The 11,755-nt window shown below is 36.0% G+C and carries 7 protein-coding genes and 1 tRNA gene; 4 read left to right on the forward strand and 4 right to left on the reverse strand.

The window, feature by feature from the left end:
• Positions 1–466: 466 nt before the first annotated feature.
• The 4 genes from HXN26_RS09895 to bamG all read right to left on the reverse strand — a co-directional run bounded on the left by HXN26_RS09895 (position 467) and on the right by bamG (position 5,984).
• Positions 467–2,614, reverse strand: a complete 2,148-nt coding sequence (locus HXN26_RS09895; RefSeq protein WP_273161026.1) for a peptidylprolyl isomerase — start codon at positions 2,612–2,614, stop codon at positions 467–469.
• 103 nt (positions 2,615–2,717) lie between these two features.
• Complete coding sequence (locus HXN26_RS09900; protein WP_273161028.1) at positions 2,718–3,977, reverse strand: hemolysin family protein; 1,260 nt, start codon at positions 3,975–3,977, stop codon at positions 2,718–2,720.
• A gap of 12 nt (positions 3,978–3,989) precedes the next feature.
• The gene (gene lptC, locus HXN26_RS09905) at positions 3,990–4,646 is read right to left on the reverse strand and encodes an LPS export ABC transporter periplasmic protein LptC (RefSeq protein WP_273161029.1); all 657 of its coding nucleotides are present in this window, start codon (positions 4,644–4,646) and stop codon (positions 3,990–3,992) included.
• Between the two features lie 30 nt (positions 4,647–4,676).
• Positions 4,677–5,984 carry a BamG family beta-barrel-assembly machinery protein gene (gene bamG, locus HXN26_RS09910; protein ID WP_273161030.1) on the reverse strand — a complete coding sequence of 436 codons (1,308 nt, stop codon included), beginning with the start codon at positions 5,982–5,984 and terminating at the stop codon, positions 4,677–4,679.
• A 135-nt stretch (positions 5,985–6,119) separates the two neighbouring features.
• On the opposite strand from bamG, the gene HXN26_RS09915 reads away from it, so the two are divergent.
• From HXN26_RS09915 to HXN26_RS09930, 4 genes are all read left to right on the forward strand, one after another.
• Positions 6,120–7,316, forward strand: a complete 1,197-nt coding sequence (locus HXN26_RS09915) for an Lnb N-terminal periplasmic domain-containing protein (RefSeq protein WP_273161032.1) — start codon at positions 6,120–6,122, stop codon at positions 7,314–7,316.
• Between the two features lies 1 nt (position 7,317).
• Positions 7,318–7,677, forward strand: a complete 360-nt coding sequence (locus HXN26_RS09920) for a hypothetical protein (RefSeq protein WP_036889221.1) — start codon at positions 7,318–7,320, stop codon at positions 7,675–7,677.
• Positions 7,678–7,797: 120 nt separating this feature from the next.
• Positions 7,798–11,154 (forward strand): preprotein translocase subunit SecA, encoded by a 3,357-nt coding sequence (gene secA / locus HXN26_RS09925; RefSeq protein WP_273161035.1) that lies wholly within the window; start codon positions 7,798–7,800, stop codon positions 11,152–11,154.
• Between the two features lie 449 nt (positions 11,155–11,603).
• Positions 11,604–11,676 (forward strand) — tRNA-Lys (locus HXN26_RS09930).
• The last annotated feature ends 79 nt before the right edge of the window (positions 11,677–11,755 follow it).

An 11,755-nucleotide genomic window follows, 5' to 3' on the forward strand; every position in this document is an offset into this window, starting at 1 on the left:
AGGATAATATACTATGAATCAGGATAATATTAGGTTTTTAAGGGAGGACTAAATATAATATATATAGTTTGTCTGTGGATTTGCTAATTTAAATTGTATGTGTTATAAAGGGAGCGGGATATAGAAATAAGTTTTTAAATGAATACTATAATTATTTTTTTGAATTTTGTAATTACGTTTTTTTATTTTGTAATTACATTTTATTTAAATCATAATTACTTTATTATTTAATTTAAATCACTATTATAATGCCAAAATCTCTTTGTTTAGTTTATATTTTGCTTCATCAATTTTAGAATCTTCTACTCTTGGACAAAGTTCTCATTTTTATTATGAAGTATTCTTATTATATTTTTGGATCTTTGCTTGTTTTTGTTGATTAAGATATAATAGGAAATAGAAATAAATAAAGGTGGATTTGCTAAGCAGATCCACCTTTATTTAAAATATATGTATACTAATGTTCTTAGAAGAACAAGTAACGATTATCAACAACCTTTGCGTTTAATACTAAGTCTTGCATAAAACCACTTGCAACCTGCATATTCTGTTGCATACACATTTGCATTTGTCTATTTTCATCGTATTGAACACCTGGACGTAATGCTTTCTTTACAACCTGAAATACATATACACCTGCATTACCCTTAACTGGTTTCTTAGAGAATTTACCTGTGGCTGTTGCTGCAACTGCACCTGAAAGTGCTGGTTCTGTAGCACCTGTGGCTTGAACAAATGCTGGTGCTGCGAACGTAATTTGGTTAACTTCACTAACCTTAGCACCCTTAGATTGAGCTGCAGCAATGCTATTTAAGCCATTGAGCTTAGAAATAAACTGTTCAGCCTTCTTATCTTTGATAACTTCGCGCTTCAAAATCTCCTTTACTTCAGCATCGTCCCATGAACGATAGCCTTGTGGATGAATTTTTGTTAATGCTACAACCATGAAGTGATCGTTATCACCACATTCGTAAAGTGGAGAAATATCACCTTCTTTAGCTTCGAATAACCATTTCAAAGCATCACGAGTAGCGTGAACACCTGCAAGGTAGTGCTCTGCAGTAGTTACATTTTTTTGCTCTTGTACCTTATAACCAAATTTTGCTGCATTCTTTTCTAGATCAGCAAGCGTTGTTCCCTTTGCAACATATTCAGAGAACTTATTGAAAGCGGTGCTGCGAGTATCTTTTGAGAAGTCTATAGGCTTCTTAATAATAGCTGCAGTTGTTTTTGTCTTCATTGCTTTCTTGTCGAGAACTTGAAGAATAACGTTTGCTTGTGTAAATGCTAAATTCTGAACATTATTTATTTCGCCATTCATGATAGCATTGATGTATCGGCGATTATCTTCGTTCATTGTATTCGCATGTTCATATTGCTGACCAGTGAACCATACTTTTTCTCCAGTTTGGCCATATCGTTTAGCAATTGCTTCAAAGTTTGCTCCACCAGCTAAGGCTTTTTGGATAGAATCAGCCTTTGCAATAGCTTGTTCTTTAGTTGAAGCAACAACTTGAATTTGGCGGAATTGAACAGAGTCTGGTAATTGAGATTTGCTTAATACACGAATGATATTCAATGTGTTATCATCTTTGTTTTCAGTAACTGCAGTTGTTCCTACTCCTAAAGAGTCAATTTTAGATGCAATTTCTGGATATGCTTGGTAAGCACTGCTACTTACTGGCAAACCAATATAAGGAATTACGCTACCGCTCTTGCTAATAATAGAAGAAGGGTCTTCAGTTGTAGCCAATTGTTGCTGGTAAGCGTTCATTTCTTTTGTAATTGCATTACGATCTGCATTGCTTGGTAATATCTTATAGTCCACATATTTAATATCGCGTGTTTCAATAGTCTGACGGAACATAGGCTTTAGTTCTTCATACTTAGCCTTCAAGTCTTCGTCAGTATATTTTACATCAGCATCTTTTACAGAAGTATATGCCATAGAAGCCAATTGAATTTGTGCTTCTTCATTTTCGTCTTTGAAAGCAAGTTTTGCTTCTGCCTTATTAGAAAGGATACAGCTAGTATAAAGTGCTTGGAACTTTTGGCCTAACAATTGTGAACGGAGATTCTTTTCAACAAACATCCAATAGTTGTAAGCTGTTTTCATTTGTTCTGCCTGCTGTGGATTTGTAGATTTTGCCTTCTCATAACCGTCAAGGAATTGTTTCAACATGGTTACATCAAAGCGTCCTGTCTGTTGGTTAATAAAAGGAGTCTGAGATAACATTGGGTCTGTACCTTCGTTAAGAACATTTTGCAACTCTTTCTCGGTAACAGTTAAACCAATTTTCTTTGCATCAGCTTCAAGGATACGATTTGTAACCATTTGCTGCCAAACTTGGTCTTTCACCTGATTAATTTCACTCTCAGACAAGTTGTCACGTTGCATCGTGAACTTGATAGCGTCTTGATACTCATCAACAAGCTTTTGGAAGTCTTGCACATTGATTTTTTCTCCTAAGACTTCGCCCACTTGTTGGCGTGCTTCGCCTTTGATTCCGTTACAAGAACGGAAGGCTTCTTCAGCAATAAATGCAAAAAGACCCAAACCGATTATAACAATCAGTGTGATGCCTCTGCTTCTGATTTTTCCTAATGCTGCCATTTTTATTTATTTATTTTGATTTATTTCTTTTACGAATGCAAAAATTGCGTACAAAAATACAAATAAAAAGATAATTAAAATAATAATTACCCAAGAAAATGCGCTAATCGATAACTTTTAGCTTCACAAGTTCTATTTTTGTCATAGTATTCTTGATGATTTTGAATTCATATTTCCCTATTTTTACAAGTTCGTTTAATTTTGGAAAGCTTTGATACTCATGTAAAATAAAGCCGCTTATTGTCATATAGTCATCACTTTCTGGTAGGTCTAAATTAAACATATCGTTAACTTTCTCAATTTCTAAACGAGCAGAGAAGATATATTCGTTATCCGTAATTTTCTTTGCGATATACTTTGCATTGTCGTGCTCATCCTCTATATCTCCAAAGATTTCTTCAACAATATCCTCTAATGAGATGATTCCGCTTGTGCCGCCAAATTCGTCAACAACAACCCCTAGGCTCTTTTTTTGTTGTAGAAACATGTGCATTAGCTTTTGAGCAGTCATTGTTTCTGGTACAAAAGGCATCTTTAGGATATGGTCGTGCCATACTTGCGAGTTTTTAAACATCTCTGAAGAATGAATATAACCTTCAATATGGTCGATGTCATCTTTGTAAACAACTATTTTGGAATTTCCGCTTTCAATGAAATTCTGTTGTAATTCCGTTACCGGACAGTTTATATCAACAGCTTTAATTTCTGTGCGTGGTATCATACAATCTTTTACTTTAGTATCTGTAAATTCTAAAGCATTCTGAAAAATCCTAACCTCTTCTTCCAGCTTACCATCATCTTTTGCGTTCTCTATAGAACTTTGAAGCAAATAATCTAAATCAACTTTTGTAAAAGTACCATCGCTTTTTTCCTCATCTACTTTTACACCTATACCTCTTAGCATTAGTCTTGATACAAAAGTAGAGAAGCGACTTATTGGCCACAATAATATAAAGAATAAATAAGCAAGTGGGGAAAAAAAAGATAAAAGTGCGTTAGGGTTACTTTTAAATAATACTTTTGGAATAAACTCTCCTGTAAAAACAACAATGACAGTTGAGAAGATGGTGTTTAGAATAACTTGTGTAACAGGCGGAAAAGATAAAAATAATGTAGCGTTAAAAATGTCAGCAAACAATATTCCATACAAAACTAAAACAATATTGTTGCCTACTAACATTGTTGATACAAAACCATTCGGATTGTGATAAAAAATTTGTAGGCATTTTTGCGCAAAACCATTTTTTTCTTTGTCCATTTCTGCAAGCATTCTATTGCTTGAAACGAAAGCAATCTCCATTCCTGAAAAGAATGCAGATAACGTCAAAGACACTAAGATTCCTATTATTAAACTAATATCCAATGTTCTTTTTTATCAATTTATTACTGTTTCTTGAATATTCTTCTGAGCAGCAGCGTCAATTGGTGCTGAAGGCATAGACATTGCTCCATCACTATTAGGAGATAATTCACGTTCTTTGAAAATACCCCATCCTTTTGTTCGGCGTATTTCATAGACTGTCATTTGCTCATCGCTCTTGAACCAATCTCCCTCTAAAACCTTGTCTGGAGTTTTTATACGTGAAAATTTACGCGACCATATTTGATGATTTCGTTCGTCCCAAAATAGTTCGCTGCTGTAGAATTCTACTTTTTTCTCAGTTACAATCTGTACATGTCCGTGAAGTTCCCAGCGACGTTCCTTGTCATAATATATCGCTGTGTCGCATTGTATAAAACCTAAAACATGCTTTTTCAGGTCAAATTGAGTAAGTAATAATCCTTTGTTAAATGTCCAGCGCGAAGGATTCTTAACTTCATTAACTTCCCATTCTTCAGCTGTAATTCGATATTTGATAACTCCAGAGTCAGAAATCAATGTGTTCACACCATATGTTGTCATAATAGGAACAGAATCGCGCTCATAAATAGCAGGGGCTTCATTAGTGCGCTTCTCACTACATGAAGTTAAGAGAGGTATGACACATAAAGCAATTATCATACATGATATGAAAAGTTTGCTTTGTTTCATTATGCAACTATGATGGGTTTTAATAGCACTTTATCGTACCTTAAATTTAGCGAACCAACGTTCGTTGAAGGTAAGACCAATATTAATTCGGACCATATTTTCATTTATCAAACCTGTGGCACTTCTGTTTACCCATTCGGCACCAACATTTAGTAAACTTTTATGATTGTAGTTGTTCACAATAGGAATTCCCAAGCCAATGCTTGCCGAAATTTCTTTTGGTCCATCTTGGTTGTTAATCATTATATATGGTGTTGAATAGCTAACGCCTGCACGATAGTGCAATCTGCTAAAGAAACCACGATAACGATCGCCTTTACAATATTCTCCACCAAATGTAAACTTCTGCATATCTTTTAGCTGTCCTCCTTCAAGAGTATAGCTTGCTTTATTGTTTATAACATTAAATTGCGGCATTTCTATATCCGACCATTTTTGCATTTGGTAATCAAATCCTAACTTTAGACGATTGTTATGATTCCACATTACACCTATGCCATAAACATGAGGTAATTTTAAAGCATCTTTGATTGAATAATTGGTTGTATCATTCACTGCAGTTTGCGAGTTCTTTGATATAATGTTGCAAACAGCATTAGAACCTAGTTTGTGACCTAAAGAATAAGATAAGCCCAAAGTAATGGCATCTTTTGTAGAAATTTTGTGTGTATATTGAAGACCAAAGTCTACTTTGTAGCTCCTTACATCATAAGAATATGTTTTAGACAAAGTATTAATATATGAGTCGCTATAGCTATTTATAACAATACGTTCTAATTCTCCCCAAAGATATGCAATATTTGCACCAAGGGAAAGTCCTTTAATTGGTTCCCAACCAAGGCCTAGATAAACTTGTCTTAAACCGCCAGAACCTGAAAATGTGTTAGAATATGTAGGTTCTTCCAAAGATGGATTTTGCTTTGAATTTATGTTGTTACTACTTGTATAGTTATATCCAACATTAGTATACGGGAGTAAGCCAAAACTGACGCCTACATGTTTAAATGCTCTAAAGGCTGCACTGATATATTCAATATTACCATTGTTGGCGTTCTTTTGACGTCCTTTCTCTTCAAAATTAGTCATCTGTAGACTCACTCCTGCATCGAATATGAAAGAAAGCGAATCCAAAGCTGAATATGAAGCCGGATTTTGAAAATTTATTTGATTGCTTTCGTGAAAACCATATGCTAAACTATTCATGCCACGATTGAAACCAGTAGACTGGGGTGCCAATGTTCCTAATCCAAATTGGCTGTATGGGGAATTGGTACCACTCTGTGCCATAGCCGTAATAGATAAGGCTATACAGAAGACTGCTGTGAGTTTTTTCTTCATCTGTTAGTAATTTCAATATATATTCTGTGCAAAGTTATTAAAAAAAAATGATATCATGGAATATATATATACTATTTTGATTTTTAATAAGGTTTCTTTGCTGTGTCATAGTTTTTCATTATCTTTGCCAAACATATGAAAAATGTCGTTCTAAATATAGTTGTTTGTATTTTGCTATCAGTTTTCCCACTGGCTGCAAAATCGTATTCGTTGACCTATTCTGATTCTATAGAAATCTCTCTATTAACTTGTTCGCCAGGGCATGAGGTGTGGACGCAATATGGTCATACAGCTATAAGATATAACGATAGAGCAAATCAAAACGACCTTGTTATTAATTATGGTATGTTTTCATTTGCTCAGTCTTACTTTGTTCCTCGTTTCGTATTGGGATTGACTGATTATCATGTTGGGGTTTCTGCAACAGAAGAGATGCTTTATGAATATGCATACGAGGGTAGGGGGATTATTGAACAAATTTTAAATCTTAGTAAAGAAGAGAAATACCAAATATTCCTTGCTTTACAAAATAATTTGCTCCCAGAGAATGTTGTTTATCGGTATAATTACTTCTATGATAATTGTACTACAAGAGCACAACATATGCTTCTTGATCATTTAAAAGGGAAGACTGAATATAGTTTTGATAGTTCAAAACCATTGTTGTCGTATCGTGAAATGATTCATGAATGGAATAAAAATGATGTTTGGACACAGTTTGGCGAAGATGTTTTATTAGGTTTAACGGCCGATTTTAGTGTCGAAACTAAAGAGAAAGAATTGTTCTTGCCTGATAACTTACGCAAGTATATAGAGAATGCAATACACAATGGAAAACCTTTGGTGAAACGAACATCACTTATATTAAAACCTAATAAACTTACCAATGTTCAAAGTTCTCTTGTTTCTCCAATACAGATTGCATTCGCATTTGCTGTTCTTGCTGCTTTTGTATTACTTATAGAGTATAAAATAAAAAAGGCTCTTTGGGGATGGGATTTTTTTTTGATGTCTTTTTCAGGCGTTATAGGTCTTCTCCTCTTTATAATGATATTTTCTCATCATCCGTGCGTAAGTATAAATATGATAATATTCTTTTTTAATCCATTAGCCTTATTCTTAATACCTTCGGTTGTTAAGAGTATTAGATGTAAAAGGAAACATTGGTGGTGGATGGCATGGGAAGTTTCAATTGTGGTTGGCTTTATTGGTGCATTTTTTCAACAAATCCCAGTTCTCATTTTAATTGTGGCATTATTCTTGCTATTCAATTGTATCTTCCATCAGTGGCTGATTAGAAATGTCTATATTAAGACAATGGAATCTAAGTAAAATGATGAATAAATATATTACCGCACTACTTGTAGTATTAGCTGCAACAGGAGTAGAAGCTCAGACTTATCAGTCTGCGCTAAAGGCGGCAATGGGCAATGCTACTTTAGAAGAGCTTTGCAATCATCTTAATTTAAAAGGTATGGAAACTGACATATTGTCGGTTATCGAAGCCTACAAGAACATTTCGAAGGAAGAAGAAAACAAATCTGCAGCCACACACCTTTCTTTCTCCGATAGGCAAACGACTGTACATAACGTACGAAAATTAGAAAATCTTAGAAAAACAATATCAAACTATTTGCCGAATCCCTCGGTCAATTCTGCAATATTAATACGCGCGCCGAGTTGTTTATTTTAAATGCGTTTTGAGTAGCGTAATAATTTAGTGAGAAATTAAATAATAATATTCACCCAGTGGGCTAGTAATAATAAAAATGTAATGATCAACAAGTGAGCCCACTGAAATATTGATAAAAAAATGAACTTCACAAAAATAATGAAGTCTCTATTTGGAGACAAATCAACACGCGATATGAAACTTATTCAACCGTTTGTTGATAAAGTTAAAGTTGTTTATCCAACGATTAAAGAACTTAGCAACGATGAATTGCGTGCTAAGACAAAAGAAATCCAACAATTTGTGCAAGATGCTGGTAAACAGCAACGTGAGGAAATAGCTAAACTTCGTGAAACAATAGAAGATACTCCAATTGATGAACGCGAAGATATTTTCAATAAAATAGATAAGCTTGAAAAGGAGGCATTAGATAACTATGAGAAGGCATTGGATGAAGTTATGCCTGTTGCTTTCTCTATCGTTAAAGATACAGCTAGACGCTTTACTGAGAATGAAGAAACCATTGTAACGGCTAATGATTTTGATCGTGAACTTGCAGCTGACCCAAGAAAAGACTTTATAACCATTGATGGTGATAAGGCAATTTACCACAATCACTGGACAGCTGGAGGTAATGACTTAAAATGGGAAATGGTACACTACGATGTTCAACTTTTTGGTGGTACAGTTCTACATCAAGGTAAGATTGCTGAAATGGCAACTGGTGAAGGTAAAACCCTTGTAGCGACATTGCCTGTTTTTCTTAACGCTTTGACTGGTAATGGTGTTCATGTGGTAACTGTGAACGATTATCTTGCTAAACGCGATTCTGAATGGATGGGCCCATTGTATGAATTCAATGGCTTGTCTGTTGATTGTATTGATAAACACCAGCCAAACTCTCCAGAACGTCGCCGCGCTTATCAAGCAGACATTACTTTTGGTACAAACAATGAGTTTGGTTTTGACTACCTTCGCGATAATATGGCTGTGTCACCTGCTGATCTCGTACAACGCAAACACAATTATGCTATTGTTGATGAGGTAGACTCTGTTTTGGTAGACGATGCTCGTACACCTCTTATTATTAGTGGTCCAGTACCAAAAGGTGATGACCAAATGTTTGAAGAATATCAACCATTAGTTCAGAAACTCTTTGAAGTTCAACGTAAACAAGCTACTGAACTGCTTGCTGAAGCGCGTACTAAAATCTCTAATGCTGCAAATTGCAACGATGAAAAAGAACGCCAAGCAATGCTTGAAGAAGGTTTCTTAGCACTTTATCGCTCACATAAGTCACTTCCCAAAAATAAGGCACTCATCAAATTCCTTTCAGAAGAAGGAATTAAGTCGGGTATGTTAAAGACGGAAGAGTACTATATGGCAAACAACAATCGTGAAATGCCAAAGGCAGTTGAACCTCTTTACTTTGTTACGGAGGAAAAAATGAACTCTTGCGATCTTACTGATAAGGGTGCAGCATGGTTGGCTAAAGAAGTAAATGATGACAAGTTGTTTGTACTTCCTGATATAACGACAGAACTCTCTCTACTTGAACAAGAGAAAGAAGATAAGGTTATAGACGAACAAGAATATCTCGATAAGAAAGACGACCTTATGAGTAACTACGGAGTTCAGAGTGAACGTGTTCATACTCTGCAACAGTTACTCAAGGCTTATACTATGTTCAATAAGGACGATGAGTACGTAGTTCTAGATGGTGAAGTGAAAATTGTTGATGAGCAGACTGGTCGTATTATGGAAGGGCGTCGCTGGAGCGATGGACTACACCAAGCTGTGGAAGCTAAGGAACATGTAAAGGTAGAAGCTGCTACACAAACTTTTGCTACTATTACTTTGCAGAATTACTTCCGTATGTACCACAAGTTGGCGGGAATGACAGGTACAGCCTCTACAGAAGCAGGCGAATTTTGGGACATCTACAAACTTGATGTCGTTGAAATTCCTACCAATCGTCCTATTCAACGTAAGGACATGGAAGACCGTGTTTACAAAACAGCTCGTGAAAAATATGCAGCTGTAATCGACGAGATAGAAGAAATGCGTAATAGCGGACGTCCTTGCTTAGTTGGTACAACCTCTGTGGAAATCAGTGAATTGCTTAGTAAGATGCTTAGTATGCGTAAAATACCTCATCAAGTATTGAATGCGAAGCAACATTTAAAGGAGGCACAGATTGTTGCTGAAGCTGGACGTTCAGTTGATGGCCTTGGTGCAGTTACTATTGCTACTAATATGGCTGGTCGTGGTACTGACATTAAGCTTTCGCAAGAAGTGAAAGATGCCGGTGGTTTAGCAATTATAGGTACAGAACGTCATGAGAGTCGTCGTGTAGACCGTCAGTTACGTGGTCGTGCTGGACGTCAAGGTGACCCTGGATCATCTGTTTTCTACGTTTCATTGGAGGATAAGTTGATGCGTCTTTTTGGTTCTGAACGTATTGCAAAGGTAATGGATAAACTTGGTTTCGACGAAGGAGAACGTATTGAAAGTTCAATGATTTCGAATAGTATTGAGCGTGCACAGAAGAAAGTAGAGGAGAATAACTTTGGTATTCGCAAGCGTTTGCTGGAATATGATGATGTAATGAACAAGCAACGTACTGTGATTTATGAAAAACGTCGCCATGCTTTGATGGGTGAACGCATTGGAATGGATATTTCAAACATTATCTGGGACCGCTGTGTAAGCATCATCGATAACAACGACTATGAAGGTTGCCAAGAAGATTTCTTCAAAGTGTTGGCTATGGAATGTCCATTCACTGAGTCAGAATTTGAGAGTGGAAACAAGGAAGAATTGAAAGAACGTGCTTTCCAAGCAGCTATTGGAAACTTTGAGCGTAAAACTGAACGTATTCAAACTGTTGCATGGCCAATTATTAAAGAGGTGTACGAAAACCAAGGAGCTATGTATGAGCGTATTATGGTACCAATTACTGATGGCAAGCGCGTTTATAATATCCCTTGTGATCTGAAGGAAGCATACGAATCAGAGGCTAGATCGGTAGTACGTCAATTTGAAAAGGTAATTCTCTTGCACCTCATCGATGATGATTGGAAAGAGAATTTGCGACAGCTCGATGAACTTCGCCACTCAGTTCAGAATGCTTCATACGAGCAGAAGGACCCATTGCTCATCTTCAAACTTGAGAGTGTGAAGCTTTGGGACAACATGATTAATGATATGAACAACCGTACTGCCAGTGTACTGATGCGTGGACAAATCCCTGACATGCAGCCTTCAGACGAAATTCAGGAAGCAGTTCCAGAGCAACAAGCACAGCGTTATGACGAAAAGAAGGACGATTTGATTGACCAAAATCAGCAAGCTGCAGCTCATCACGATACTCGTGAGTCAGTACAACAGCAAACTCGTACCCCTTATATGGCTGAAAAGATGCCACGTCCAAATGATCCATGTCCTTGTGGTAGTGGAAAGAAATTCAAGAATTGCCACGGACGCAATATAAGATAAAGTAAACGTACACTGTGAAAGATTATAGGAGTGAAGCCTTACAAGTGGGTTTCACTCCTTTTTTTATTATCACTAGCTTTTAATTCTGACTCTTACCATATTAGTGTAACAACCTTGCATTATTACTGCAACTATGATTTATTGGTATTGAAAAAGCTATGCAGTAAGATTGCTTTAGTGTTGCAGTAAAAGTGCAGGATATCTTACACAGCATAAGAAATATTTTACTGAAATTTTGAGTTCCTTTTCTCGTTGCTTGTTATTTATATGTTAAGCTTAATCCTCCAACTAAATGATGTTGTTTTTTTAATCAAATATCCTTGTATAATGACACTTCAAAAGGTTTAGCAGTAAAGATAAGCAATTAAATTTATTTCCAAAAAAAAAGATTGTTTTGTTTGGTTGGTTAATGGAAAATTGCTACCTTTGCACTCGCAAAAACGAAATATGCACCCTTAGCTCAGTTGGTAGAGCAACTGACTCTTAATCAGTGGGTCTAGGGTTCGAGTCCCTAAGGGTGTACATAAATTGTGCAAATTTCGTTTCTATGCACCCTTAGCTCAGTTGGTAGAGCAACTGACTCTTAATCAGTGGGTCTAGG

It is taken from the genome of Prevotella aurantiaca, assembly GCF_015262605.1.
Taxonomy (GTDB): domain Bacteria; phylum Bacteroidota; class Bacteroidia; order Bacteroidales; family Bacteroidaceae; genus Prevotella; species Prevotella aurantiaca.